The organism is Streptomyces albireticuli, from assembly GCF_021228125.1.
Taxonomy (GTDB): Bacteria; Actinomycetota; Actinomycetes; order Streptomycetales; family Streptomycetaceae; genus Streptomyces; species Streptomyces albireticuli.
In genome coordinates this window covers 70,364-96,259 of the sequence record NZ_JAJQQS010000019.1, presented here as the reverse complement: position 1 = coordinate 96,259, position 25,896 = coordinate 70,364, and the positions used below count along the sequence as shown (strand labels likewise).

Annotated in this window: 21 protein-coding genes; 14 read left to right on the top strand and 7 right to left on the bottom strand. The window is 71.8% G+C overall.

Annotated elements, in window-relative coordinates:
* Positions 1-154: 154 nt before the first annotated feature.
* From LUZ64_RS29210 to LUZ64_RS29200, 3 genes are read left to right on the top strand one after another with little or no spacing between them, the layout of a single operon-like run.
* Complete coding sequence (locus LUZ64_RS29210; RefSeq protein ID WP_095583899.1) at positions 155-1,039, top strand: hypothetical protein; 885 nt, start codon at positions 155-157, stop codon at positions 1,037-1,039.
* Positions 1,036-1,806, top strand: coding sequence for a hypothetical protein (locus LUZ64_RS29205; protein ID WP_211305135.1), 771 nt, complete (start codon positions 1,036-1,038; stop codon positions 1,804-1,806). The genes LUZ64_RS29210 and LUZ64_RS29205 overlap by 4 nt, the downstream gene beginning before the upstream one ends.
* Entirely contained in the window at positions 1,781-3,469 is a 1,689-nt protein-coding gene (locus tag LUZ64_RS29200; protein WP_095583900.1) for a hypothetical protein, read from the top strand. The genes LUZ64_RS29205 and LUZ64_RS29200 overlap by 26 nt, the downstream gene beginning before the upstream one ends.
* Before the next feature lie 73 nt (positions 3,470-3,542).
* Here LUZ64_RS29200 and LUZ64_RS29195 read toward each other — a convergent pair whose 3' ends face one another.
* Entirely contained in the window at positions 3,543-4,001 is a 459-nt protein-coding gene (locus LUZ64_RS29195) for a DUF6314 family protein (RefSeq protein ID WP_232398959.1), read from the bottom strand.
* A gap of 220 nt (positions 4,002-4,221) precedes the next feature.
* Between LUZ64_RS29195 and LUZ64_RS29190 the strand changes: the two genes are divergently transcribed.
* On the top strand, positions 4,222-4,773 hold the full coding sequence (locus tag LUZ64_RS29190) for a hypothetical protein (protein ID WP_095583902.1): 552 nt from the start codon (positions 4,222-4,224) through the stop codon (positions 4,771-4,773).
* A gap of 69 nt (positions 4,774-4,842) precedes the next feature.
* Here the strand turns inward: LUZ64_RS29190 and LUZ64_RS29185 are convergent, their stop codons facing one another.
* Positions 4,843-5,325 carry a MarR family winged helix-turn-helix transcriptional regulator gene (locus LUZ64_RS29185; RefSeq protein WP_095583903.1) on the bottom strand — a complete coding sequence of 161 codons (483 nt, stop codon included), beginning with the start codon at positions 5,323-5,325 and terminating at the stop codon, positions 4,843-4,845.
* Positions 5,326-5,450: 125 nt separating this feature from the next.
* Here LUZ64_RS29185 and LUZ64_RS29180 point away from each other — a divergent pair, with 125 nt between their 5' ends.
* Complete coding sequence (locus LUZ64_RS29180; RefSeq protein ID WP_248288947.1) at positions 5,451-6,185, top strand: dienelactone hydrolase family protein; 735 nt, start codon at positions 5,451-5,453, stop codon at positions 6,183-6,185.
* A 90-nt stretch (positions 6,186-6,275) separates the two neighbouring features.
* Here the strand turns inward: LUZ64_RS29180 and LUZ64_RS29175 are convergent, their stop codons facing one another.
* The 3 genes from LUZ64_RS29175 to LUZ64_RS37585 form a co-directional block, all read right to left on the bottom strand.
* A complete protein-coding gene (locus LUZ64_RS29175; RefSeq protein WP_095583905.1) occupies positions 6,276-6,815 on the bottom strand; it encodes a hypothetical protein in 540 nt (179 codons plus the stop codon).
* A 206-nt stretch (positions 6,816-7,021) separates the two neighbouring features.
* Positions 7,022-8,056 (bottom strand): JmjC domain-containing protein, encoded by a 1,035-nt coding sequence (locus LUZ64_RS29170; protein WP_095583906.1) that lies wholly within the window; start codon positions 8,054-8,056, stop codon positions 7,022-7,024.
* A 100-nt stretch (positions 8,057-8,156) separates the two neighbouring features.
* Complete coding sequence (locus tag LUZ64_RS37585; protein ID WP_170116897.1) at positions 8,157-9,212, bottom strand: cytochrome P450; 1,056 nt, start codon at positions 9,210-9,212, stop codon at positions 8,157-8,159.
* Between the two features lie 713 nt (positions 9,213-9,925).
* On the opposite strand from LUZ64_RS37585, the gene LUZ64_RS29160 reads away from it, so the two are divergent.
* The 7 genes from LUZ64_RS29160 (at position 9,926) to LUZ64_RS29130 (ending at position 20,415) form a co-directional block, all read left to right on the top strand.
* Positions 9,926-11,311 carry a Dyp-type peroxidase gene (locus LUZ64_RS29160; protein WP_211305136.1) on the top strand — a complete coding sequence of 462 codons (1,386 nt, stop codon included), beginning with the start codon at positions 9,926-9,928 and terminating at the stop codon, positions 11,309-11,311.
* Positions 11,308-12,456: a catalase family protein gene (locus tag LUZ64_RS29155; RefSeq protein WP_232398957.1), complete on the top strand. Its 1,149-nt coding sequence runs from the start codon at positions 11,308-11,310 to the stop codon at positions 12,454-12,456. The genes LUZ64_RS29160 and LUZ64_RS29155 overlap by 4 nt, the downstream gene beginning before the upstream one ends.
* A gap of 25 nt (positions 12,457-12,481) precedes the next feature.
* The gene (locus tag LUZ64_RS29150) at positions 12,482-13,039 is read left to right on the top strand and encodes a hypothetical protein (RefSeq protein ID WP_095583908.1); all 558 of its coding nucleotides are present in this window, start codon (positions 12,482-12,484) and stop codon (positions 13,037-13,039) included.
* Between the two features lie 230 nt (positions 13,040-13,269).
* Positions 13,270-13,617 (top strand): hypothetical protein, encoded by a 348-nt coding sequence (locus LUZ64_RS29145; RefSeq protein WP_232398955.1) that lies wholly within the window; start codon positions 13,270-13,272, stop codon positions 13,615-13,617.
* Positions 13,618-14,119: 502 nt separating this feature from the next.
* Positions 14,120-18,142 (top strand): type I polyketide synthase, encoded by a 4,023-nt coding sequence (locus tag LUZ64_RS29140; protein WP_095583909.1) that lies wholly within the window; start codon positions 14,120-14,122, stop codon positions 18,140-18,142.
* Positions 18,143-18,209: 67 nt separating this feature from the next.
* Positions 18,210-19,664, top strand: a complete 1,455-nt coding sequence (locus LUZ64_RS29135) for a coproporphyrinogen-III oxidase family protein (RefSeq protein WP_170116899.1) — start codon at positions 18,210-18,212, stop codon at positions 19,662-19,664.
* Positions 19,654-20,415, top strand: coding sequence for an SDR family oxidoreductase (locus tag LUZ64_RS29130; protein ID WP_095583911.1), 762 nt, complete (start codon positions 19,654-19,656; stop codon positions 20,413-20,415). The genes LUZ64_RS29135 and LUZ64_RS29130 overlap by 11 nt, the downstream gene beginning before the upstream one ends.
* Before the next feature lie 45 nt (positions 20,416-20,460).
* Here the strand turns inward: LUZ64_RS29130 and LUZ64_RS29125 are convergent, their stop codons facing one another.
* Positions 20,461-21,360: an acyl-CoA thioesterase gene (locus tag LUZ64_RS29125; RefSeq protein ID WP_095583912.1), complete on the bottom strand. Its 900-nt coding sequence runs from the start codon at positions 21,358-21,360 to the stop codon at positions 20,461-20,463.
* A 155-nt stretch (positions 21,361-21,515) separates the two neighbouring features.
* Here LUZ64_RS29125 and LUZ64_RS29120 point away from each other — a divergent pair, with 155 nt between their 5' ends.
* The gene (locus LUZ64_RS29120) at positions 21,516-23,813 is read left to right on the top strand and encodes an MMPL family transporter (RefSeq protein ID WP_170116900.1); all 2,298 of its coding nucleotides are present in this window, start codon (positions 21,516-21,518) and stop codon (positions 23,811-23,813) included.
* A 42-nt stretch (positions 23,814-23,855) separates the two neighbouring features.
* Here LUZ64_RS29120 and LUZ64_RS29115 read toward each other — a convergent pair whose 3' ends face one another.
* A complete protein-coding gene (locus tag LUZ64_RS29115) occupies positions 23,856-25,046 on the bottom strand; it encodes an FAD-dependent oxidoreductase (RefSeq protein WP_095583914.1) in 1,191 nt (396 codons plus the stop codon).
* Between the two features lie 227 nt (positions 25,047-25,273).
* Between LUZ64_RS29115 and LUZ64_RS29110 the strand changes: the two genes are divergently transcribed.
* Entirely contained in the window at positions 25,274-25,876 is a 603-nt protein-coding gene (locus LUZ64_RS29110) for a TetR/AcrR family transcriptional regulator (RefSeq protein ID WP_095583915.1), read from the top strand.
* Positions 25,877-25,896: the final 20 nt, after the last annotated feature.

Here is a 25,896-nt window from a genome sequence, read left to right as displayed (position 1 = left end):
ACAAGCCGGTCGTTTTCCGGTCGGCAACCGGGTGACTTCGGCGGGAGCGCGGCCGGAGCCGAAATCCGTCGAATTTGCGGCTCCCTTTCTGCTTTCCTTCGGTTACCCTCCTCCATCTGGAGCAAGGGAAACGGAGAAGGGGGAATCCGTCATCGTGATCACCACAGACCAGATCAGGGGGCCCGCGCGCCGGGCCCGGCTCGGGCGGCTGACCGCCTTCCGGGCCCGGCGGCGCGGGCGGCTCGACGCGCCCCGCCTACGGCCCCTGCTGCCGGTGCCTCCGCCGCGGGAACCCGGCGCGCGCCCGGACGACGCGGATCTCCCCGGTCTCCCGGACCTCTTGGATCCGTCGGACCTCCCGGAGATCGTGACCCCGTTCGTGATGGAGGTCCACTCGGGCACCCTGCGCGCGGTCGGCCAGTTACGTTCCCGCATGCTGCGGAAGAAGCGGCGGGCGGTCATCCGGATCCAGGCGGAGTCGGTGCGCGTGGTCACCCAGTACGACGTACGCGCCGAGCCCTCGCCCGCCGCGCTCGCCCGCTACGGCGCGATGGTCGGGGCCTGGCGGGCCGACGCCGAACTGTGCCGCGCACGGGCCACCGCCCTCACCCACGAGGCCGACCAGCGCCTCGCCTGCTACTGGGACGCGGTATGGCTGACCGTCCGGTCGACCCGGGCGGAGGAGCACCGAAGGGCGACGGAGCCGCCACGCGGACGACAGCGGCACCGGTTCCCGCCGACGGCACGGACGCCGGAGGCGGCTCGGGCGAACCCGGACGGACCGGCCCACCCGCTGTTCACCGCCCGCCCCGCGCACTGGCTGCCCGGTCGCGTCACGCTCGACGCCTCCTGGGACGACGTCGACGCGTGGCTGCTCACCGGCGGCACCCCGGCGCAGGACCCGCCGGCCCGCACCCGCGTGCCCGCCGTAGCCCGGGCGCTGGAGATCCTCGACACACAGCCCCGCCGGGACGGGGCGGACACTCCGGCCGGGCAGCGGCCGCGACCCGCCGCCGACCGAGGGAGGAGAACCCGATGACGTCCCACCCCGCACCTCCGCGCGCGCACTCACCCCGTGTCCGCCGGCCGGCGCGGCTGGTCGCCGCCCTGACGCTGGCCGCCCTGCTCACCGCGGTCGGCTGCTCCACGGAGAAGCCCGAAGCCCTCAAGACCCCCTGCGCGGCCGTCCTGGACGGCTCGGGCTCCGGTTCCGCCAAGGACGGGTTCGACGCGAAGGCCAAACTCGACGCGACGATCGTGCCGTTCATGAAGAAGCAGGGCTGCGCGACGATGGCCTTCGCGCCCATCACCCGCGCCTCCAAGGCCTCCCGGTGCCGGGTCGGCGACGTGGACCTCGATCCGCCCGCCAAGAGCACCGACGACGTGGCGGCCATCCGTCAGGAGGCGATGGTCCGGGCCGTGGCCGGAGCCCGCACGATGCTGAAGTGCGCGCAGGAGACCGAAAGCGGGTCCGACATCCTCGGCGGACTCGCGCGGGCCGCCGAGGCGATGCCCTCCGGGGGCGGCCGCGCGGCCCTGCTCGTGGTCAGCGACTTCGAACAGGCCGACCCCGAGTTCTCGCTGACCCCGGATTCCATTTCCACCCCCGCGGCGCGCAAGAGCGCCGTCGAGGAGCTGATCGGCCCCCGAGGGGTGCCGAAGCTGTCCGGCATGGACGTCTACCCGGTCGGCTACGGCATGAGCCGCGAGGCGAAGCCCAGCGAGTACGAGCCGTTCGACGCCTTCTGGACGGAGATCATGGAAGGGAGGGCCAAAGCCCGTGTCCACGACGACTACCGGCGCTGACCCCGGGGGCACGCCCCGCCGGGCGCGGTTCGCCCGCCCCTTCCGACGCGGGCCCGCCACGACCGCGGGCGACACCCGCCGCGCTCCGTACCCGACCGGGTCGCAGCGCGTTCCCCTGGTCCCGGAGCGGCCGGACCAGCTGCGCCTGTTCCGTGCCGCGCGCCGCCGCGGTGCCAGGACGGCCGAGGCCGGCGCCCTGGATCCGTGGGTCCTGGGCAGCGGGGACCGCATACCCTACTTCGCCCAGCTGGCATCCGTGCGCGACCACATACGCGACCGGCTGGCCGAGGAGGCCGAGGACGAGGAGGCCCGGGCGCGCGCCCAGGAGGCGAACACCCTCTCGGCCGCCGCCGGCGCCGAGGCCGAGGTCCGGCGGCTGGAGGAGCAACTGGCGGAGAACCGGCGCTGGCTGGACACCAACCGGGCGCAGCTGGACCGGCTCGCCGCCCGGGCCGTGCGCTGGGAGCGGTTCCGGGACGGCGTCCGGGAGCGACTGGAGGAACGCTGGCTGCGCGCCCGGTTCGGCGACCTGGACCTCGACGAGGGTACGGAGGAACCCGAGCGGAGGAACGGACGCGCGCACACCCCCGGCCACCCGGGGGACGACACCGACGGCCCCGGTCACCCGCACGGGGACGACGCGGACGACGGCGACGGCGGCAGCCGCGGGAAGCGGCGACCGGGCGCGGCATCGCCCCAGGGGCCGGACGACGAGGACTGGCAGAGCCTGGATCCGAGTCCGGCGACCGGCGCCGCGGCCGGTGCGGACACCCGCCGGGACCCGACCGGGACCCGGCAGGCGGACCCGTACGCCGATCTGCGCGGGCAGGCCGACGCCGCCCAGTGGGAGGGTCTGCCCGTACGGCCCGGGCTGCCCCGGTGGATGGTGTGGAGCCTGCTGCTGGTCATCGCGGCCGTGGAGGTGCCGATCTACTGGATCGCGTTCCAGCCCTTCCACGGGTCCGGCAGCACCGAGTCGGACGCCCTGTCGGGCATGCTCGCCGTCTCGGCGGCCGTCGTCATGGTGGTCGTCCCCCACCTCGCCGGCCGGGCTCTGCGCGGCCGGCCGGCCACCGCCTCGGCGAAGGGTGTGAACCTGCCCGCGGTCGCGCTGCTGGCGGTCTGGGGGTTCTCCACCTGGTCCCTCGGCCACCTGCGGTCCAAGCTGGTCTTCCGGCACCGCGAGCCGCAGCCGCTCCCCAAGGACCTCGAAGGCGTCGCCGGCATGGAGGACCTCCGGCCGACTCCGACGCTGGTGGACAGCCTGCACCTCGAACCGGCCACCGTGACCTGGATGTTCGTCGCCCTGCTCCTGCTGTCCGGAGGGATCGGCCTCCTGCTCGGCCTGCTGCGGGAGCATCCGTACCTCGACTCCTACCGCTCCCACCTGGAGCTGCGCGCCCGGCTGGAGCGGGCCCGGGAGGCCGCCGTCGCCGCCGCCGAGCGGGCGCGGGCGCTGGAGTCGACGGCCGCCGAGCGCGCCGAGCTGCGCCGGGAGGCGACCGCGGCGCGGCTGCGGTCGACGACCGAGCTGTACGAGGCGGCGGCGTACGCGTTCCTTCAGAAGGTGGTCGAGAAGTCGGCCGACCCGGCGGTGACGGAGTCCGCCATGCGCCTGTCGAACACGTGGCCGCTGCTTCCCCTCCCACGCACCGCTCCCTGAGCCGGCCGAGCACGGCCGAAGGGTCGTCTCAGTTCACCTGGGACGACCCTTCGGCGGGCGGCCCCGTGTTCCCTCACCGTCCCGGGGCGAGCCGGCGCCGGTAGACCGAACGCTGCGAGTGGTCCTTGGCCGGGCCGGTGGTACGCCAGCACACCCGCCATTCGTCACGGGAGACGACGTCGAACGTCCCCTCGTAGCTGTCCGCCGCACACGGGTGGGAGACCGCCCAGTGCCCCGTGCGCAGGTCCAGGTCGTGGAAGAAACGGCCGTCGGAGAACAGGACCTCACAGGTGCCGTCCCCGGCCGGGAGCAGCACCAGTGTGCGGCCCGCCGCGCTCGCCGCACCCTCCCAGCACAGCTCGCCGTCCTCCGTGTGCGTCAGCCGGCCGTCGTCGGCCTCCCGGAACACCGCCGTGCCGCGGAAGGAGCCCCTACGGTCCGCCGCCAGGTCGGACAGGACGCGCTCGACGGTCCACTCCCCCGTCAGATAAGCCGCCGCGTCGGGTACCGGGTACGGAGCCGCCTCACTCACCGGCATGGGCCTCGGAGCCTGGGCGGAAGATCGGTCGGGAACGGAAAACTGCATCCCTTATTACACCACCTGTCCCTTACGCCGTCCTGCCCCGGACGCAAAAGCCTTTCGTCACGGGCCGGTTGTTGTAGATCATGAGCGGCGTACCGGTGGCGGCGGTCGGCCGAACGTACGGACTCCGCTCAAGGCCACACGTTCCGTTCCGAAGGAGAGCGATCCGGTGAAGCACGCTTCAGGAAGTCTCCCGAGAGTCCGTCCGTCGGCCGTCCTGGCCGGTTTCCTCGCCATGCTGGCGGTATCCCTCGCGCCCCCGCCGGCCCTGGCCGCCGACGGCGCGGGGCCCGGCCCCGTAGAGCCCGGCGTCCCCTACTACCTGGTGGCCACGAAGCTCGACCGCGGGCTCACCGCGGAAGGGGACGCGGTGCGCTACACGGATCGCGCGGGAGACCGCGGGATACCCGTCGTCTTCGAGAAGGACGGCAACTCCACATGGGGTGAGGGATATCAGATCAGACTCCGGCGCCGGGGCGGCACGCCCTCGCTGTGTCACTCCTACCAACGCCGGATCGTCCTGATGGACAGCTGCCGGCAGAACCCCTGGATGCTGGTGCCCAGCGGGGACTCGTTCCGCGTCAAGACGCGGTGGGACGGCTCGTACCTGTACTTCGCGGCGTCCTCCGCCTTCCCGCGCGACAAGGCGCTCTACTGGAAGGACCAGTACGGCGAGGGCGACCTCGACTTCGTGGAGTTCAAGGCGGTCAAGGCGCCGTAGGGCGGCGCGGTGCCCGGGTGGCGCGTGAGCGGCCCGGGCGCCATCGACACCGGAGGGCACCGCACGGGGTCAGGAGGTCCGGGTGTGGTGGTCCAGCAAGCGGGTGAGCAGTCGCATGAGCTGGTCGCGTTCGGCCGGATCCAGCGGTGCGAGCAGTTCGTCGTGGAGGCCGTCCAGGACCTTGTCGAGGCGGCGCAGGTGGCGGCGGCCCCGGGGGGAGATCGTAATGACGTTGCGGCGCCGGTCGTCGGGGTCGGGCGCCCGCTCGACGAGCTCACGCTCGGCCAGTTCGTTGAGCACGCCGACCATGTCGCTGCGGTAGATGCCGGTGCGCCCGCTCAGGGTCGCCTGGCTGCCCGGCCCGCAGTCCTGCAGTGAGGCGAGCACGGCGTAGTGCCACTTGCGTGCGTCGACGCGCGCCAGCCCCTCGTTGATCAGCCGGTCCGACCGCGCGGTCAGCTGCGACAGCTGCCGGCTCGCCTGCCGGCGCAGCCGGTCGGGCGTCTCGCGCGCGGCGTCGTCGGGCATGTCCGCGGCTTCGGCTCTGGTCATGGGGCCCATCCTACCCATTGCGTTAGCCGGACTAACGATGTACGGTCACCCACGCCGAAACCGTTAGTGAGACAAACGTTGATTCGGCGAACCCCAAGGAAGGAAGATCCGCCATTCCCACCGAGATGTTGCAGATCCCCACCCCGGACGGCCGGGCCGACGCCTTCGCCGCCTTCCCCGACCACGGCGAGCGGCACCCAGGGGTGCTGATGTACGCGGACGGCTTCGGCCTGCGGCCCGTACTACGGGAGATGGCGCGCGAGCTGGCCGGGCACGGGTACTACGTGCTCGCCCCCAACCCCTTCTACCGGCACGGCCCGGCACCGGTGATCGAACTTCCCGAGCACATCGGCGAAGAGGCGCGGACCGCGGTCTTCGCCGAGCTGATGCCCTTGATCGAGGCGCACACCACCGAACGGATCCTCAGCGACGCCGACGCCTACCTCAGGTTCCTCACCACCCGGCCCGAGGTGAGCGCCGGACCGGTCGCGGTGACCGGCTACTGCATAGGCGGCCTCCTGGCGATGCGCACCGCCGCGGCCCACCCCGGCCAGGTGGCCGCCGTCGCCGGATTCCACGGTCCCGTGAGCACCGGCGGACCCGACGGCCTGCGCGACCTCCTTTCCACGCTCACCGCCCGGGTCCACCTCGGCCACGCCGAAAGCGACCTGACGCCCGAGGCCCTCGGCGAGCTCAACCAGGCCCTGGACGCCGCGGGTGTCGACCACACCTCCGAGATCTACCCCGGCACCGTCCACGGCTTCACCATGTCCGACACCGACGCCTTCGACCCCTCCGCACTACAGCACCACTGGGACCGCCTGCTCCCCCTCCTCGGCCGCACGCTGACCGACGACTGAGGTGGTGGCGCCGGACCGGTAGCCGATGGTGGCATGGCCTCAACGACCCAGGACATCAGCCGCCGGCCCCGGCCCGGCGCCCGGGCGCCGTCACCAGATCCGTACGATCTCCACCCGCGCCGTCCCGCTCCGGAACTTCGCCTCGGTGTGCGGGGACAGCTTCGGGGTGCTGAACGGTCCGTAGTTCGTGCGCTGTTCGTAGTACGTGGCCCGGCACGTCCACTTACCGGAGTCGATCTTGTTCCGGTGCGGCCAGCCCTCGTCGCTGTACGCCTGGCCCGCGCCGTAGAAACCGTAGAACTTCAACGGGATCCTCGCGAACAAGGTGCAGTCATTGCTCGCCGGCGGGGTGCGGACCTTCGTCGTCAGCAGGTCGGCGGAGTCGGCCGGCTCCGGCGTCGCCTCCTGCCGGTCCTTGTAGCCGGTGAAGGTGATCCGGGCGGTCGTGACATCTATGTCGTACATGGCCGTCTTGCCGTCCGGCACCGCCGCCGAGGGGTCCCGGCCGACCCACGTCAGCTCCGTGGGCACCGGGTCCGCCGCCGGCTCCGCCACCGCCGGTGCGGCCAGCCCGAGGCCGGCCGTGGCCGTGAGGGCGGCGGCCGCGGCGATCACACGTAACTTGCGCATGTTCTTCTTTCCCTTCGGATCGATCTCCTGGCGTCCGTTTCCGGTCGCTCTTCACTATGGATCCGACCCAAAGGCGCCTCAAAGCATCAGTAACCCGTCGGCGATTCGGCCATAACTCTCCTGTACAAACGGCTTGTTGACGCTCAACCATCCGCCTCCGCACCGTCCCGGAGCCCGTCGGTGTCGTATCGCCGCCGGCATCGGAGTCAGCGCGCGGTGCGTGCCGCGTCACGGAGCTTGCGCCACGTACGGCTGATGGGCGCCGACCCGGCACTCTTGGCACCGGATCCGCCGTCTCCCCAGCTCCGGGCCGCCTCGGCCAATGTCCGCGCGGGCGTCTCCGCCCCCACCTCCGCATCCGCCGTCGCGACCGGCCGCCGCGCCGCCTGCGCGGTCCGTGCGGCCAGCCGCAGGTCCCCCGGTTCGATCGTGTCGAGCTTCGCCCGGACATGATCGATCAGCGTGGCGCAGGCGTCGGCGATCGCGGCCTCGCCCAAGGGGCGCGCCGGGAGGTCGAGCCCCTCGCACAACTTCCGCTCCAGAGCCGTGCGCAGATCCTGGAGGGAAATGTCACGGACCGTCAGCGACAGGTGGGCGGACAGTCCGGCGGCGCCCACCGCGCGGTGGGCGAAGCCGCGCGGGACGTAGAGCACGTGGCCGGGCTCGAGGACGCTGCGCAGGAGCAGCGGGGAGTGCTCGTCGTCCGGGAGTTCCCCCAGCGACCAGTCCGCGACCGTCGGCGCGTCGTGGACGTACCAGGTCTTGTGCCCGGCCGTCTGGAGGACGAACACGTCGGCGTCGTCACGGTGCACCGCGAGGCCCTGGCTTCCCGCGGGCGTGACGAAGAAGAACGCCTCCACGCGCCGGCCGAGCTCCTCGGAGAGTCGCGCCACCAGATCGCCCGTCGGACGGTGCCACTGGTCGACACAGCGCAGGAGCAGCGTCGACCCGGCGCGCAGGAGTCCGACGACCTTCGCACGGTCGGCGAAGCCGTGGTGTGTGATGCCGTTGACGACGCGTGAGGTGGTGTAGGCCTCGGGCGGGACGGTGACCTTGTCGGAGCGGACCATCTCCAGGTAGGGAGTGCGCAGCAGCCCTCCGTCGAAGGCGTCGTCCAGCTCGTCGAGGTCGAACGGCGAGGCGAGTGCCTCCGGCGCGAAGACCGCCGGTCGGCGCTGCCACTGGTCGCCGGTGAAGTTCTCGACGTCGCCGACCCAGCCGGCCAGCGTGGGTGATTCCATGGTGTTTCCCGTGGGGTCAGGGTGTCGGTGCCTGATGTCTGCGGTCGGCGGCGTCGGCTCGGGGCGGGGCGGGGCGGGCGGCACAAGGGGGCGGCGCCGTTCACGCCCCGGCTTCGGCCTCGAATCGCACCGCGAGCAGGGAGCGCAGGGGGACCTCCGCGTCCCGCCGCGGGCTACGGATGGCGAGTCCGTCGTCGAAGCCGACGGTCAGCAGGCGCTCGGCCAGGGGCACGACCAGATGCTTGGCCCAGCAGCGGGCGCCTTCGAAGCCGAACGGCATGAACCCGGGCGTCTTCTCCGGGTCCTCCACCCCGGCCCACCGCTCGGGCCGGAACTCCAGGGGGTCGGACCAGTAATCCGGGTGGCGGTGCATCAGGAGGGGGAAGAGCGCGACGTTGTCCGCGGGACGGATCTCGGGGTGCAGCGCGGTGTACGCGTCCCCGCCCTTGCGGTACAGCATCCACGCGGGCGGGAGCAGCCGCAGTGTCTCCCACAGGATCGCGGTGAGGTCGGCGGGGGCTCCCTCCCGCTTCCTTCCCGGCCCCATGAGCCACAGGGCGTTGCCGGCCAGTGCGGCCACGCCGTCGCAGAGGGTCGCCGTCGCTCGCCGGTACATCGCGACGGCCTGCTTCCGGTCCTGGGTACCGGAAGCACCGCGTATCCGCTCGGCCAGTGCGGTGCCCCTGCCCTCGGCACCGGATCCCGGCCAGGCGGTGACGGCCCGGTCGACGATCCGGGAGAGCGTGTCGGAGCGCGTGACGCCGCGTTTCGACAACAGGGAGACCGGCAGGGGGTCGGAGGAGAAGAGCCAGCGGCGCAGATAGGCGGTGGACGCGTAGGGCCAGGCGCCGGACAGCCCGCGCGCCGGGGGCGGCGGAGTCCGCATGCCCGCCATGACGTCCTGCCCGAGCGCGCGGATCGTCCGCGTGGCGCTGTCGTGGGGGATGTCGGCTCCCGCGGCGGGCTTGTAGACCGAGCGCTCCGTCGCCAGTACAGGGCGCGCCGCGACGATTTCGGCCATCAGGTGGCAGTCGGATACGCCGACCGTGGTGGCGTCGATCCGGAATACCTTTTCTTCCGCGGCCAGCAGTTCCTGAATGCGCGGTGCGTACACGACGGAATGACCGTGCACCGCCGCCGACACCGTTTCTTCCACGAGAATCCCGCCTCCACTAGAACAGCGATGAAATGCGTTCCCCGCGGCAGGGGGAGAACTCCGGGCGAGGAGCGGGCGGGACCGCCGCTCCGCGCCGCGGCCCGGCCTGCGGCGGAATCCGGCGCGGCCATGGCCGCCGCGCACCGCGGCGGCCATGGGCACTCTGCGGTGTCGGCGGAGGCAGCGGCATTTCGCCGTGTCCTCCGCCGACGACGGGGCATCAGATGACGTGCAGGACCCATGCGTGGTTGGCGAGGTCCTCGTCCTTCTTGAACCGCTTCACAAAAGCCTTGACCATCTTCATGAGCACTCCCTTCTCAGGTTTTGCGGGCACGGCATAAAGCGACACCCACACCAAAAGCGGAATTCGGAGATCCGGGGTCGGAACCCGAATGCTTCGGCTACCCACGGACCTTAATCGAGCATGAACGTTTCCGGCACTCCCCTGGTGAAGACTAAGGAATTCCCCGGTACCGCACCCCTGCCCGGGACGACCTCGGAACCCGTGCTTCCAGCCACCCGGACGCGACTGACCAGGGCGGCGACACCGTCCGTGCCCACCCCAGGAGAGGACGAGGGGATCGATCGCCCTCGCGACACGATGAGCTGATTCCCGCCACCGCGGGCACCCACGATGCACAATATGTCCATATTTGCGAAGCGTGGAGGAGGCCCCCGATGTCCGCACCCACCCGGCAGTTCGACCCCCAGGGGTGAGCGGGCTCGGCCAGGGCACGGCGCCCGCACTGGAACTGGACGACGTCCAGGGCACCGTGCTGCGCCGTCGCCCGGACGACTACCACGGCGTGTACCTGCTGTACCGGATCGAGGACCCGGCCGCGACGAAGCGGTCCCTGCGCGACGTCCTGCCGAAGGTCACCAGCGCGGTGGAGTGGGAGCGCCCCCGCCCGTTCACCCTCAACATCGCCTTCAGCTACCGAGGGCTGGCCCGGCTGGGCCTGCCGCAGGACTCGCTCGCCTCCTTCTCCGAGGAGTTCCGCGCGGGCATGGCCGCCCGCAAGGAGGTGCTCGGCGACGTCGGCGCCAACGATCCCGGCAACTGGATCCCCCCGTTGGGCGGCCCTGACGTACACATCGGCGTGATGATCATCTCCGGCACCCCCGAGGGGCTGCGCGAGCCGGTGGACGCGGCCGGGCGGCTTGCCGGGGTGAGCCTGGTCTACCGGCTCGACGTCGGGGTGCCGGTCACCGGCCGCGAGCACTTCGGGTTCCGGGACGGCATCTCCAGCCCGTATCTGGTCGGCAGCGCCGATCAGCCGCTGCCCGGTCAGGACGCCGTCCAGCCCGGCGAGTTCCTCTTCGGCTACCCGGACGAATCCGGGACACCGCCGAAGGGGCCGGTCCCGGACGCGCTCAGCCGCAACGGCTGCTACCTGGCCTTCCGGCAGTTGCGCGCCGACGTCGCCGGATTCCGCCGGTACCTGCGCGACAACGCGCGCTCACCCGAGGACGAGGAACTGCTCGCGGCCAAGATCGTCGGTCGCTGGCGCAGCGGCGCGCCGCTCGCGCTGGCCCCGGACCACGACGATCCGGAACTGGGCGCGGACCCGATGCGCAACAACGACTTCCGCTACTACGACGACCCGCGGGGCCTGTGCGTGCCGCGTGGCGCCCACATCCGGCGCGCCAACCCGAGGGACAGCCTCACGGACACCGTGGTCGAGACCGGCATCCACCGTGTGCTGCGGCGAGGTGCCGCGTACGGCCCGCTGCTGCCCGAGGGGGTCCTCGACGACGACGGCGTGGACCGCGGGATCATCTTCGTGTTCATGGGCGCCAGCCTGTCCCGGCAGTTCGAGTTCGTGCAGCAGGTGTGGCTCAACGGCGGCGACTTCGCCGGGCTCGGCACCGAGCAGGACCCCCTGGTCGGCAACAACGACGGCGACGGCACGCACACCATCCCGGCCAGGCCGGTCCGCCGCCGGCTGACCGGGCTGCCCCGGTTCGTGACCATGCGCGGCGGCGAGTACTTCTTCCTCCCCGGCCTCGCCGCGCTCGAGTGGCTCACCACGCTGCCCGACCCGGCCGGGGACCCCACCATCACGCGCCCCTCACAGAAACCGGAGGACGACAGGTGACGCCGTCCAAGATGAACTTCTCCCCTGTGCGGTACTCGGCCGATGTCGCCCCACCGGAACCGGACTTCGACCGCCACATGCGGCAGGCCATCGACGTCATCGAGGACTTCGAGAGGGGCTCGGTGGAGGGCGAGGGCGAGGGCCGCGCGGTCCGCTTCGCCCACGCGAAGGCGTACGGACTGGTGCGCGGCACGCTCGAGATCCTCGACGGCGCCCCGCCCGAGTACGCCCAGGGCGTCTACGGCAGGCCCGGGACGCACGACGTGCTGGTCCGCTACTCCAACGGGCTGTCCCACCTGGGCGCCGACCGGATGCTCGGCAACGTGGTGGGCATGGCCGTCAAGGTCTTCGGAGTGGACTCCACCACCACTCTGCCGGACGAGGCCACGAGCCGCACGATGGACTTCAACATGATCAACGGGCCCATCTTCTTCTGCAACACCGCGGCCCACTACACCTTCCTGTCGAAGCTCTTCATCGACATGCCGAAGTACCGGCTCGACGGCCGTCGGGGCAACCACCGGATGTACTACAACTGGGTGACCGGGTACGGCACGCTGCCGCCCGAGGAGTGGGCCTGGGACGAGCTCGGCGCGCTCCTGCGGCTGGGCGCGCGGGCCCGCTGGCAGAACCTCCTCCTCAGCTCGTTCTTCTCCATGGGCGCGATGCGCCACGGCGACTACATCGCCAAACTGCGCATCCGCCCGACGGACGCGTCCGCGGCCGGCGTGCGGGCCCGCGTGCTCGACCCGACGAGCCAGGACGAGGTCTTCCGGCCCGCCCTGGTCGGCGAGCTCGCCCGGTCCGATCACGAGTTCGACTTCCAGGTGCAGCTGTGCGCGTCCCTGGAGACCATGCCCGTCGACGACCTCACCGTCGAATGGGAGGAACACGAGTCCCCGTTCGTGACGGTCGGCAGACTTCGCTTCCCCCGCCAGGACATCGGCGGCGAGGACAACCTCGCCGCCGCCGACGGCCTGTCGTTCACCCCGTGGCGCTGCCCTCCCGAGCACGTACCGATCGGCCCGATCCAGGCCGTCCGCAAGGAGGTGTACCGGCGCTCGTCCGTGCTGCGCCACGAGCTGAACGGCCAGCACCGCGCCGAACCCGCCTCGGCGGCCGACGTGCTTCCCGACCGGTCCTGACGTCCCTTGCCGAAAAGGAAACCAGATGTACGACTTCGACCCGTCGACCTACCAGCCGATCTCCCCGGACGTACCGGTCGAGGAGATCGCCAAGCACTTCCAGAGCCCCCGCTCCCAGACCGACGGCGTCGGCCTGCGCGCCGTGAACCGGTCCGAGTTCACCCTGATCGCACCGGTCATCCAGCCCACCGGGCCCGCCGTCTTCCGGGAGCGCGCCGAGAAGGCCTGCATCGAGGCGCCCTACTGGGAGGGCCGCATCGGGACGGTCCACGACCTGCGTGTCGCGCTCGTCAACGACGACCAGCAGATCCTCTTCTGCGCGACCTACAGCGACGAGTTCAAACCCTACGTCGTCGACGTCATCCGCTTCGCCACCCCCTGGATCGACCACATGTTCGTCGACGTCGCGGTCGGCTACCCGGGCCTGGCCTCCGACGACGCGATCCCCTACATCGCGAAATACCAGGTACAAGCCGATGTCTGGTACGGCGGCCCGAACCCGGAGGCCAGCCCCAAGGACATCACCAAGAGCCTCGCGGTGGCCGCGGCGTTCGACAACCTGCTGGACGCGGCCCAGGCCTGACCTGACCATCTCCGGCGCAGCGCGGTCTTCGCCTTCCTCCTCGTCACCGACGCCGCCCGCGCCGGACCCGACCGACCCCCATGTGGAGATCATCAGCCCATCCCCGCTGGTCAACGTCACAGCCATCACCCGAATGGCCCATCCGAAGCGCCCGGGAGAACGGGTCACCGTACGGTTGCTGGTCCAGATGTCCGCCCCGTCGAACATCTGATCCCCTCATGGAGGTCACCATGAACCGTCTTCGCACCCACGCTCTCGCGGCCGCCCCCATCGCCCTGCTGATCGGCCTGGCAGCCCCGGCGGCGGCCGCGGACGACCCGCGGTCGACCACGCCCAAGGCCCCGCGAGCGGTATGCGACACGCCGGCCACCGACGCCGTCCTCACCGCCCAGGAAGGCATCGCACTCAGGCAGTGCAGCAGCACGAAGGCCGCCGCCGCACCCAAGACCTGGCACTGGATGGGCAACTACGGATCGGTCTACGACGTGGCCAACGCCGCCAACGGCGGGGGAATCGGTGCCGGCGAGGTCATCACGCAGTACCTCAACGGCCTGTACCCGACGTTCATGTTCTACTGAGGCCGTCAGTAGAACAGGGACGGGCGCGGTCGCCCTTCCCGCACAGCCGAGCGGCCCCCGGAACCGCACGCACTCGTGGCGTGCGGTTCCTTACGCGTCCGGCGCGCGGGGCGTTCCTCCGAGGCGCGCCTGACGGCTTTGACGGCAGCGGCGCCCCCGGTGCCGGGGCCCGAGGGCGCGCCGCCGGCCTGATCTCACTGCCGGGCACCGCCCGCCGGGTACTCACGCCGGCGCACGCCTCAGCACTCACCGAGCACTGCGCTCCGCCCCACACGCCGTGTGCGCCGTGCGGAGCGTACGCCCGTCACAAAAGGCGGCGCCCGGCGCTCTCCGAGAGCGCCCCCTCTGCGCCCCTCGCAGCTCCTTGCCCCATGCACCGGGCCGCACCTAGCCTTGCGAGGGTGTGCGGAAGCGCAATTCGGTCAACTCCTGCTCATAGAACCGCAATCCGCTTCGAGGATTCGCGGTGCGGCACCGAACTCGCGCGACGCTCCGCGAACCGATGGCTGTCCCAGGCCGCGCTCCCGTCCCGGCCCTCACGACAGCATCGCCCCCACCGCCTGGAGGAGAAGTCGGCATGGATGCTGAGCCCATTGCCTTAGTAGGAATCGGGTGCACGCTCCCCGGAAGGGTGCACGGGTTGAACGATATACACACAGTTCTGCGCGAAGGGCGGGACTGTGTGGAGGAGATCCCGTCCAGCCGGTGGGACGTGGACGAACTCTACGACCCCGACCCCCTGGCCCTGGGCAAGACCTACGTCCGCCACGGCGGATTCGTCGACGACGTCGATCTCTTCGACGCGGCGTTCTTCGGGATCTCGGACGCCGAGGCGGCCCGCATGGATCCGCAGCAGCGCCTGCTCCTGCAAACCGTCTGGCACGCCCTGGAACACGCGGGGCAGAACCCCGACGAGATCAGGGGGAGCGACACCGGCGTCTTCCTGGCGATGATGAACAGCAACAACTACGCCTTCCTCAAGCACGACGCGGGCGGCCTCACCGGAATCACGGCCTACGACTCGATGGCCGACGAGATCAGCATCAGCGCCGGCCGGATCGCCCACTTCCTCGACCTGAAGGGGCCGTGCCTCACGGTCGACACCGCCTGCTCCGGGTCGCTGACCGCCTTGCACCTGGCCCGGCAGTCCATCCTCACGGGCGAGTGCGACTCGGCCGTCGTCGCCGGGGTCAATCTGATCCTCTCCCCCGACGTGCACGTCTCCTTCTGCAAGTTAGGGCTGTTCTCCCGCGCCGGGCAGTGCCGGGCGTTCGACGCGAAAGCGGACGGCTACGTCCGCAGCGAGGGCTGCGTGGCCGCGCTGGTGCGCCGGGAGTCGCTCGCCGAGGAGCGGGGCGACCCCATCCTCGCCAGTGTCCTCGGCACCGCGATCAACCACGACGGCCACACCCCCGCGCTCACCGCGCCCAACGGCCGTACCCAGGAGCAGGTGATCCGCACGGTGCTGTCGCGCACCGGCGTCGATCCCGCCGGGGTCGGCTACGTCGAGGCGCACGGCACCGGGACCCCGGTCGGCGACCCCATCGAGATGAACGCCATCGCCGGCGCCTACGGCCACGCCCGCACCGCGGACCGGCCGCTCTACGTCGGGTCGGTGAAGAGCAACTTCGGTCACACCGAGGCCGCCGCCGGCCTCCTCGGCGTCATCAAGGCCGCTCTCTCCCTGCACCACGAGACCATCTACCCCAGCCTCCACCTCGACCGGCTGAACCCCAAGATCGACCTGAAGGGCGCCGCGGTGGAGGTGCCCGGCGAACCCGTGCCCTGGCCCCGGGGGGACACCCCGCGCCTGGCCGCCGTCAACTCCTTCGGCTACAGCGGCACCAACGCCCACGCGATCCTGCGCGAGGCACCGCGGGCCCGGCTCGGCGCCGGTGACACCGCGCGGCCGCGCCCCGCCGAGCTGCTGGTCCTGTCGGCCAAGTCCCCGGAGAGCCTCGACGGGCTGGCCGACCGCTGGGCGGACTACCTGTCCCGGGCCGATCAGGAGACCCTGCCCGCGGCCGTGTTCACCGCCGCCGGGCGTGCCGCGCACCGCCACCGCCTCGCGGTGACCGGCCGGGGCGCCCTCGGCATCGCCAACGACCTCCGGTTGTGGCGGACCCGCCGCACGCCCCCGTCCGTCCTCAGCGGGCACCCGGCCAAACCCGCCCGTACCGCCTTCGTCTTCACCGGCCAGGGCGTGCAGTACCCCGGGATGTCCCGCGAACTGCACGACAGCGAACCGGTCTTCGCCGACGCGGTCGAGCGGTGCGCCGAGGTGCTCGACACCGAACTGCCCGTACCGCTTCGGCGGCTACTCTTCGAGGAGCCGTCCCCGGAGGTGCTCGACGACACTCGGCTGGCCCAGCCGGCGCTGTTCGCCGTCGAGTACGGGCTCGCCACGCTGCTGCGCTCCTGGGGGGTCGTTCCGGACGCGGTGGTCGGCCACAGCATCGGCGAGGTCGTCGCCGCGTGCGTCGCCGGCATGCTCCCCCTGGAGGACGCGGCCCGCTTCAGTGCGCTACGCGGCCGTCTCATGGGCGAGCTGCCGCGCGACGGCGTGATGCTGGCCGTCGCCGCGCCCCCGGAGACCGTGCGGGGCTGGGTGTCCGGGCGCGAGGCGGACGTGTCCGTCGCCGCGGTCAACGGCCCGCGCGCCGTGGTCGTCTCCGGCCGGGCGGAGGCCGTGGACGAGGTGGCCCGCCTGGCCGGGGCCGCGGGTGTGCGGACCACCCGGCTGCGCACGTCGCACGCCTTCCACTCGCCGCTGATGGACCCGGCCCTGCCCGAGCTGGGCAAGGCCGCCGCGGCGCTCCGCCCGGCGGCCCCGGTCCTCCCGGTGCTCTCCAACGTGACGGGCGAGCCCCTGACCGGCGCCGAGGGGCCGGAGTACTGGAGCCAGCAGCTCCGTCGGCCGGTCCTGTTCCACGACAGCATGCGCGCGGTGGCCGCCCTGGACTGCACCGTGGTCGTCGAGATCGGCCCGCACCCCGCCCTGCGGGCGCACATCCCGGAGGCGTTCGGGGCCACCGGCGTCACCGTGATCCCCACCCTGTCGCGCGACCGCAAGGACGTACGCAACCTCCTCGCCGCCGCGGGCGCCCTGTTCACCGCCGGAGCCGCGATCGACCTGCCCGCGCTCTACCGCGGCCCGCGCCACCGCCGCACCTCGTCCGCCCCGCTGTACCCGTTCCGCAGGGACCGCTACTGGCTGACGGACACGCCGGACGCCGGGCGCCGCGAGCCGGCGGAACCGGCCCCGCGCCGGCGGTCCCCGGCCCCGGAGGCCCCGGCCGAGCCGGAGCCCGCCGCCCGGATCGTCCACCGGCACGAGGTGCGGGCGGGCACACCGTGGGTTGACCACCGCATCCTCGGCTCGACCGTCTTCCCTGCCACCGCCTACCTGGGCCTGGCCGTGGACGCCTACGCCTCGGTCAACGGCCACGGGTCCGCGCCGGTCGAGCTGACCGACGTCGGCTTCGTCCGGCCGCTCCTCCTGGCCCCCACCGGAACCAGCAGCGTCCAGATCGGCCTGGAGGGCGACGGTCCCGCGACGGACGGCCGCTTCCGGTTCGCCGTGGCCGGAGGGGAGGGCACCCCCCGCTACTGCCAGGGGAAGGTCGGACCGGCCCCGCGGCAGGACTCCGCCGCCACCCGTCCCGAGGAGCTGCGCGCGGCGATGCCCACGGAGCTCGCGCCCGGGCGGCTCTACGGGCTGTTGCGGGAGGACGGCATGGAGTACGGCGCGAGCTTCTCCACCGTCCGCGAGGTGTGGCTGGACGAGGCGGCCGGCCAGGCGCTGGGCCGGATCACGGCCGCTCCCGACGGGGCGTCGCGCGTGGGTCACGAGCACGGCTTCGCCACCATGCTCGACGGCTGCCTGCACCTGACCGCCGCGGCGGCGCGCGACGGGGCGGCCAAGGGCACGTACATCCCGGTCGGTGTGGGCCGCATGGTGCTGCGCGGCGCTCTCCCCGACCAGGTCTGGGGTCACGTCCGGCTGCGGACCAACGACTCCGGTACCGCGTTCACGGCCCGGCTGCGCGTCCTGGACGACACCGGGAACATCCTCGCGGAGATGGAGGACGTCGAGTTCCGGCGCGTCGCCTCGCTGACGGACACCTCGGCGGTCCCGGCCGCACCGGCCGGCGACCGCGCCCGGGAGAGCGGCGATTCCCGGCGGGAACTGCGGGAGCGCATCGAGCCCCTCACGGCCGAGGAACGCCGTCAGGCGGTCATCGGCTGGCTCACCGACGAGATCATCGACACCCTCGGGCGGATGTCGGCCGAATTGGCGGTCGACATCCACCACCTCGATCCTTCCCTGGCACTGCTGGAAATCGGCCTGGACTCCCTGTCCATCACCGAACTCCAGCGCCGCATCCAGGAAAAGCTCGACTTCCGCTTCAAGGCGATGGAGGCACTGGAATACCAGAGCATCGAGGAACTGGCGGAGTACCTCGTGCAACGGGTCATCCTGGCGGAGCCGGCCGACGCGGCGACCGCCCCGACGGACTCGTGAGCCTTTCCTCCCGCCGCGCCCGGCAGACCACCCGGCAGATCCCACCAGAGGGGAAGTGCCAGCAATCGTGTTAACCCCCGACTTCGTCAACAACTACCTCGACAGCCACCTGGCCGAACGCCAGGTCAACAAGATCCAGCACGGCTTCCCGTCGCCGCGGTTCTGGAACGAGCTCTCCGTGCCGCTCGACGAGATCGGCGAGGACCGCCGCCGCCTGAGCGAGACGCACAACGAATCCCCGGTGTTCCTCTACATCGGCGTGCCGTACTGCATCAAGACCGACCCCGGCAAATGCGGTTACTGCCTGTTCCCCGTCGAGGAGTTCCAGGGCAACGCCGCACTGGAGAACTACTACGGCTACGTGGAACGCGAAGCCGAGATGTACCGGGAACAGATGGAGGGCGTCCTCCTCGCCGGGGCGTACTTCGGCGGGGGCACCTCGAACCTCTACCGGCCCGCCGTGTACCACCGGATCATGGACATGGTGCGCCGCCTCTTCCCGGAGATCTCGGATCAGGCGGACCTCACCCTGGAGGGCATTCCGCAGCTCTTCACCCGGGAGAAGATGCGGGCGATCGCCGACTCCGGGATGAACCGGATCAGCATGGGCGTCCAGCAGATCAACGAACGGCTCAACAGCTTCAGCGGGCGCAAGCAGACGACCAAGCACGTCATCCAGAGCCTGGAATGGGCCCGCGAGCTCGGGCTGGCCGCCAACGTCGACCTGATCTTCGGCTGGCCCCAGCAGACGGTCGACACCCTGCTGGAGGACCTGGAGACCCTGGTCTCCTGGGACGTCTACGACATCACCCACTACGAGCTGAACGTCGGCGGCCCGACCGACTTCGCGCTCAACCGCTACCACGAGCTGCCCAGCACCCTGGCCAACCTGGAGTTGTACCGGGCCGGGCGCGACTTCCTGGTCGACCACGGCTACGAGCAGCTGTCGACCTACAACTTCCGCCGCCCCGGCGACCCCACGACCCGGGACTTCCGCGAGGGGTACACCACCCGCTTCGACCACGTCGACAGCCTCGGACTGGGCTACGCGGCGATCACCTTCTTCGGCAATCCCGCGCTCCCGTCCGGCCGTTCGTGGTCCTTCATCAACCACCGCAGCCTGCCCCAGTACAAGGCGGCGATCGACAACGGCCGGTTCCCGGTCGAACGCGGCTTCCGGCACACGCCCGACGACTGGCTGCTGATGCTGCTCTTCCGCAGCCTCATCAGCACGGACATCGACCGGACCCGGTACCGCACCGCCCTGGGACTCGACATCTACGAGAAGTTCGCCACCATCTGGGACGCCCTGGCCGAGCGGGGCCTCGCGAAGGTCACTCCGGAGCGGATCAAGCTGGTCGACGACGGCGCGTTCTACGCTCCCATGATCTCCGCCCTGGTCGCCGAGGAACGCTACCGCGAGCTGCGGGAGCAGGCCGCGCGGCACCGGAGGGAATCCCGCGGGCACGCCGCCGCGGCGGGCGTGACACTGCCGGTGCCCGGGGTGGGCAGTGGCGGATGACCTCCCCCTGGCGGGGCGCGGCGTCATCGTCACGGGCGGATCGCGGGGCATCGGCGCCGCGGTCGTCCGCCTGGCGCTGGCGCAAGGCGCCGACGTCGTGTTCGGCTACCACAGCGGAGAGGACCGGGCCCGCGCCCTCGCCGACGAGCTGCGCGCCGCCCACCCCGGGCAGCGCTGCACGCCGCTGTACGCGCACGTCGCCGACGCCGGCGAGGCCGAGCGCTTCGCCGGCGCGGCCCTGGACCGCCTGGACCGGTTCGACGTGCTCGTCAACAACGCCGGCGTCACGCGTGACACCCTGTTCGCCCGCATGGCCCCGCAGCAGTGGCACGAGGTCATCGCCACCAACCTCGACAGCATGTACACGGTCACCAAGCCGCTGCTGATGCCCCTGGTGAAGCAGCACAGCGGTGCCATCGTCAACATCGCCTCCTCGTCCGGGCTGCACGGCATCCCGGGTCAGACGGCCTACTCGGCCGCGAAGGCGGGGGTCATCGGCTTCACCAAGGCGCTGGCCAAGGAGATCGGCGCCCGGGGCGTCACCGTCAACGCGGTCGCCCCCGGTCTGATCGAGACGGACATGACCGCGGCGATACCCGAGGACAAGGCCGAATTCCTGAAGTCCCTCATACCCGGGCACGCGTTCGGCTCCCCCGAGGACGTGGCGCACCTGGTGTGCTTCCTGGCCTCCGACCGGGCGCGTTACATCACCGGGCAGGCCGTCGAGGTCTCCGGCGGCCTGGTCGTCTAGCCGTACGAAGTGGCGTGCGGGCGTCGCTCCGTGGTCACGGGGTCCTCAGCCGAGGGCCCCGTGACCGGCGCTCACCCGGATCAGGCCCTCCTGGGCCAGGGTGGCCACGAGCACGCCGGCACGGGTGAAGACCCGGCCCAGGACCAGTCCCCGCCCTCCGGAGGCCGCCGGGGTCTCCAAGGCGCACAGCAGCCAGTCGTCCGCCCGGAAGGGACGATGGATCCACACGGTGTAGTCGACGCTCCGGCCGTCCGCGTGGAACCACGAGATGCCGTGCCGGACGAGGACCGTCTCCAGCATGGTGACGTCGCAGACGTACACCAGCAGACAGGCGTGCAGCAGGCGCGCGCCGCCGGCGGCCGTCTCGTCCGGCAGCTCGCCCTCGGCGCGCACCCACACCCGGGTCCGGGGGGACGACAGCGAGGGGTTCTTCTCCGTGTCGAAGCTCAACGGGCCGACGAAGCGCAGCTCGTACGGTTTCCCCAGGGGCTGCATCACCTCGCCGAACGCCGTGGTCAGCCGCTCCTCGTACGTCGGCAGGCTTTCCGGGTCCGGGACGGGCGGCATGGGGTCCTGGTGGTCCAGGCCCGGGCCGGGCCGGTGGAAGGACGCGGTCAGGTCGAACACCTCCAGGCCGTGCTGGGTCGCGTGGACCCGGCGCGTGGCGAAGGAGGCGCTGTTCCGCACCTTCTCGACCCGGTACTCGAAGGGCGCGCTCGGCAGGGTGGGCCGCAGGAAGGAGCAGTGCACCGAGTGGGCGGGCAGCGCGGCGGGCACCGTACGGCCGGCGGCGGCCAGCGCCTGGGCGGCCAGATGCCCTCCGTACACGGGGACGGACTGCTCCAGGGGAGGGCGTCCGACGAAGTGGACCCCCTCTCCCCGACCGGGGGTTCCCCCACCGGGGGCGAGATCGAGCAGGTCCAGAAGCGCGCGTTCCCGGTCCATGGACCCCACTCCGTCTCGGCTTCACCGCACGAGAGCCAGTATCACCACCGCGACCCGGGCCATCAACCGAATGCCCCTGGAACGGGGCCGAGTTGGCCTCCCGAAGGGGCGGGGGTCGGTACGGTGGCCCGGCACCACGCATGGCGGAGATCGCCATGAGCACGACGGCTCCGCACGACCGCCGGGCCCGCGTCCCGGCAGACCATTCGACCGGGGAGGTCCCGTCCATGTCCGACCGCTTCAGCGCGGCGCTGTACCGGCGGCGTACCACTGTGCTGTGGGTGAGCGCGCTCGCCCTCGTCCTGGCCGCGCTCGGGGGTCTGGGCGTGGAGAACCGGCTCGCACACGGCGGGTTCTCCGATCCCCACGCGGAGTCCTCCCGTGCCGGGCGCCTGGTGTCCGAGCACTTCCCCACCACCGACGGCGACCTGATACTGCTGCTGAGCGGCGCGGGTCCGGTGGACTCGCCGACGACGGCCTCCCTCGGCACCGATCTGACCCGGCGCGCCGAGCGGGCCGCGGGCGTACGGGCGGCCGGCTCGTACTGGACGGCGGGGCGTCCGTCCGCGCTGCGGTCCCGGGACGGATCCATGGGGCTGGTGTCGCTCTCCCTGAGCGGTGACGAGCACGCCCAGGCGAAGACCGCGGAGCGGCTGGTGCCGGAACTCCGGCGGCACGCGCGGGGGCTGACGGTCATGGCGGCCGGGCCCGCGCAGGTGCAGACCGAGGTCGGGAAGCAGACCGCGCACGACCTGCTGCTCGCCGAGGCGATCGCCATGCCGATCACCCTCGTCCTCCTCCTGCTGATCTTCGGCAGTGCCGTCGCCGCGGCCTTGCCTCTGGTCATCGCGCTGTTGTCGGTCCTGGTGAGCCGGGCCGTGCTCAACGCCCTGGCCGGTGTCGTGTCGATCTCGGTGTACTCGATGAATTCGACCACCGCGCTCGGTCTCGGCCTCGGCATCGATTACAGCCTCTTCATGCTCTCCCGCTTCCGTGAGGAACTGCGCGGCGGCGCCACGGTGCGGGAGGCTCTGGGCCCCACGGTGCGCAGGGCAGGGCGGACGGTCGCGTTCTCCGGGCTGACGGTGGCCCTGTCCCTGGTCGCGCTGCTGGTCTTCCCCCAGTACTTCCTGCGGTCCTTCGCCTACGGCGGCATCGTCGTGGTGCTCTCCGCGGCCGCGGGGGCGGTCTTCGTGCTGCCCGCGCTGCTGGCCGTCCTGGGCCACCGGGTCGACCGCTACGACGTCTTCGCCCGGCTGCGTGGCCCGGCGCGGCGGGCCACCTCCGGAACGGCGGCGCCGGTGTCGCCGGAGAACGGCCGCTGGTACCGGTTCGCCATGGCGGTGATGCGCCGTCCGCTGCTCTACGGGGGCGGCGCGGTGATAGTTCTGGTCGTTCTGGCGTCCCCGTTCACCCGGGTCTCCTCCGGGCTGTTCGACGACCGCTCGCTGCCCGTCGACTCCCAGGTGCACCGCGCCACGCGGCTGCTGCGCGAGCGGTTCGACAGGGACGTGCTGCGTACCGTCCCGGTGGTGGTGGAGGGCGTGGGGCAAAGCGGTCGGCAGGCCCTGGAGCCCTACGCCCGTGCCCTGTCCGAGGTGCGCGACGTCCGTCAGGTGAGCGCGGCGCCCGGCGCTTATGCCGCCGGGCGCCAGGTCCGGGGGCCGGGAGCGGCCGGTGCCGCGCTGGTGGACGGTGACACCGCGCTGTTCTCCGTGGTCTCCGCCGTGGAGCAGGACTCCTCCGCCGGCACCCGGCTCGTCGACCGGTTGCGGAAGGTGGCGCCGCCGGAGGGGAGCACGGTGTCGGTGGGCGGACGGGCCGCCGAGGTGAGGGACAGCACGTCGGCCATCGCCCGGGCCACTCCGGCGGCCATCGGCATCGTCGTGGGTTCGTCCCTGGTGCTGTTGTTCCTGTTCACCGGGAGCGTGCTGATGCCGGTGAAGGCGCTCGTGCTCAACACCTTCAGCCTCAGCGCCACGTTCGGGGCGATGGTGTTCGTCTTCCAGGAGGGTCACCTGTCGCCCCTGGTGGGCAGCCCGACGCACACCGGCACCCTGGACGCGACCATCCCGATCCTGACCTTCTGCGTGGCGTTCGGCCTGTCCATGGACTACGAGGTGTTCCTGCTCTCGCGGATCCGCGAGCGTTACCTGCGCACCGGGGACAACAGGGAGTCGGTGGCCTTCGGGCTCCAGCACACCGGGCGGATCATCACGGCCGCGGCGCTCCTCGTCGCCGTGGTGCTGTTCGTCTTCGCCGTCTCCGGTGTGACGCTGCTGAAGCTGCTCGGCGTCGGCCTCGCGCTGGCGGTCGTCCTGGACGCGACCCTGGTCCGCGCCCTCCTCGTACCGTCGTTCATGCGGTTGGCCGGACGGGCCAACTGGTGGGCCCCCGGGCCGCTGCGCCGCTTGCACAACCGGGTCGGGCTGCGCGAGGACGCCGACGGCTGAGGGGCCCGACGCGTGCGCGGGAGGTCAGGACGGACCGGCTCTTCAGGCTCTCTCACGACCGGCGTGGGCGGGGCTCGGGTCAGGGTGGGCGCCGGCCGGCCAGAGGGTGTCGGGGAAGACGGCGGTGTCGGAGTCGGTGTCGGGCATGAGGGTGGCGAGCATCCGCCGGGCGGTCCCGGCGTGGTCCGCGGCGCGGGTCAGCATGACGTTCTCATAGGCGTCGAGGGCCGCGTCGACGGTGGGGTGGTCGATGACGGCCCGGGCGAGTTGGGCGCCGTCGAGCAGGGCGAGGTTGGCGCCGACGCCGACGGGCGGCATCAGGTGGGCGGCGTCGCCGAGCAGGGTGACGCCGGGTACGCGCCGCCAGGTGTGGGGAACGGGCAGGACGAACATGGGCCGGTTGACGAAACCGCCCTCGTTCCCGCGAAGGATGTCCAGCAGGCTCTCGTGCCAGCCCTGGTACTGGTCGAGGAGGCGCGCGCGTACGGCGTCGGTGTCCGCGAGGTCGAGGCCGGCGTGCCAGTCCTGGGGGCCGCGGAAGGTGACGTAGGCGCGGACGTGTCCGTCGCTGTTGCGTTGCAGCACCAGGCTGCGGCGGCCCGCTTTGGCCGCCATGGTGCCGTGTCCGACCAGGCGGGCGATGCCGGGGTGGCGGTCGTCGACGTCGTCGAAGTGGGCTTCCACCATCGTGACTCCGGCGTAGGAGGGCTGGGCGTCGGAGAGCGCGGGGCGCACCCGGGACCAGGCGCCGTCGGCGCCGACGACCAGGTCGAAGTCGTCGAAGTCCTTGCCGGTGCGGTCGTGGTGGTGCAGGCGGGCGGTGCCGTCGGGGAGCGGGACGACGGCTCGTACGGAGCGGCCCCAGCGGACGGTGCCGGGGGCGAGGGACTCCAGCAGGAGCGCGCGCAGCTGACCGCGGTCGATCTCGGGCCTGCTCAGATCGCCCTCGCCGGCCCGGTCGTGGCGTATCAGGGACGCGTGGTGGTCGTACAGACGCCACTCCTGGCCTTCGGGGCGTGACAGGGCGAGGAAACGGTCGAACAGGCCGGCGGCGCGCAGGGCCGTCTGGCCGGTGGCCTCGTCGATGTCGAGAGTGCCGCCCTGGGAGCGGGAGCGGGGGTCGGTCTCGCGCTCGAAGACCGTGACCGGCACGCCGTGTCGCTGGAGGACGCGTGCGCAGACGAGGCCGCCGAGGCCGGCGCCGGCGACAGCGATACGAGGAGTGGTGGACATGAGGGTCACGCTCCGTTCGAGGGTCGAAGAGAGTGCCGGCGTCTTTGTGGTGACGCCTTGTTCCGGGCACGGCGGATCAGCCGCCGCCCGGCCCCGGGCTTCCGGCGGCCGTGTGCCGGTCAGGGGCCCGTCCCACAAAAACACAGCAGATCTAAAAGTACAACCGCTCCGACTTTGAATCGGATCGCCTTTGCTATCGAATCCCTTCACGGGGGTAAGGTGGGGGCATGGTCGGGACGACGGCAGGACGCCGCGAGCGCAAGAAGGCTCAGACGAGGCAGGCTCTGACGGATGCCGCGGTGCGGCTGTTCACCGAGCGCGGCTTCGACGACGTCGGTGTGCGCGAGGTGGCGGAGGCGGCCGATGTCTCGCTGAGCACGCTGTTCAAGCACTTCCCCAGCAAGGAAGCCCTCGTCTTCGACCTGGACGCGGACATCGAGAGCGCTCTGGTCGCCGCCGTTCGCGACCGGGCCCCCGGCCAGCCCGTACTACACGCCCTGCGCGACCACATGGTGCTCACCCGTAGCGCCGTGCGGACCGACGACCCCACTTTCATCCTCGTCGAATCCACCCCCGCGCTGCGGGACTACGCCCGGCGCATGTGGTCGCGCCACGAGAAGACGCTGGCCGCCACCCTCGCCGAGGCCACCGGGCTCACCCCGGAAGACCCGGCCGTCACCAGCCTGGCACGCTTCGCCCTGGAAGCCCCCGGCCTCGCCCGGGCGAGCGAAGACCCTGCCCGCACCCTGCGCGATGTGTTCGCCCTCCTGGAACACGGCTGGGCCACCACTCCCCTGGTCCAGGAGGGCCGTTCCGACCTGGAGGGGTGAGGCCGACCACGGCCGGATGC

What these genes read in the sequence shown, in the direction of transcription:
- LUZ64_RS29120 (WP_170116900.1), top strand. Translation starts at nt 21,516, where the DNA reads ATGAGCACGACGGCTCCGCACGACCGCCGGGCCCGCGTCCCGGCAGAC.
- LUZ64_RS29125 (WP_095583912.1), bottom strand. Translation starts at nt 21,360, where the DNA reads ATGGACCGGGAACGCGCGCTTCTGGACCTGCTCGATCTCGCCCCCGGT.
- LUZ64_RS29170 (WP_095583906.1), bottom strand. Translation starts at nt 8,056, where the DNA reads ATGGAATCACCCACGCTGGCCGGCTGGGTCGGCGACGTCGAGAACTTC.
- LUZ64_RS29115 (WP_095583914.1), bottom strand. Translation starts at nt 25,046, where the DNA reads ATGTCCACCACTCCTCGTATCGCTGTCGCCGGCGCCGGCCTCGGCGGC.
- LUZ64_RS29110 (WP_095583915.1), top strand. Translation starts at nt 25,274, where the DNA reads ATGGTCGGGACGACGGCAGGACGCCGCGAGCGCAAGAAGGCTCAGACG.
- LUZ64_RS29205 (WP_211305135.1), top strand. Translation starts at nt 1,036, where the DNA reads ATGACGTCCCACCCCGCACCTCCGCGCGCGCACTCACCCCGTGTCCGC.
- LUZ64_RS29175 (WP_095583905.1), bottom strand. Translation starts at nt 6,815, where the DNA reads ATGCGCAAGTTACGTGTGATCGCCGCGGCCGCCGCCCTCACGGCCACG.
- LUZ64_RS29145 (WP_232398955.1), top strand. Translation starts at nt 13,270, where the DNA reads ATGAACCGTCTTCGCACCCACGCTCTCGCGGCCGCCCCCATCGCCCTG.
- LUZ64_RS29140 (WP_095583909.1), top strand. Translation starts at nt 14,120, where the DNA reads ATGGCTGTCCCAGGCCGCGCTCCCGTCCCGGCCCTCACGACAGCATCG.
- LUZ64_RS29180 (WP_248288947.1), top strand. Translation starts at nt 5,451, where the DNA reads ATGTTGCAGATCCCCACCCCGGACGGCCGGGCCGACGCCTTCGCCGCC.
- LUZ64_RS29150 (WP_095583908.1), top strand. Translation starts at nt 12,482, where the DNA reads ATGTACGACTTCGACCCGTCGACCTACCAGCCGATCTCCCCGGACGTA.
- LUZ64_RS29185 (WP_095583903.1), bottom strand. Translation starts at nt 5,325, where the DNA reads ATGACCAGAGCCGAAGCCGCGGACATGCCCGACGACGCCGCGCGCGAG.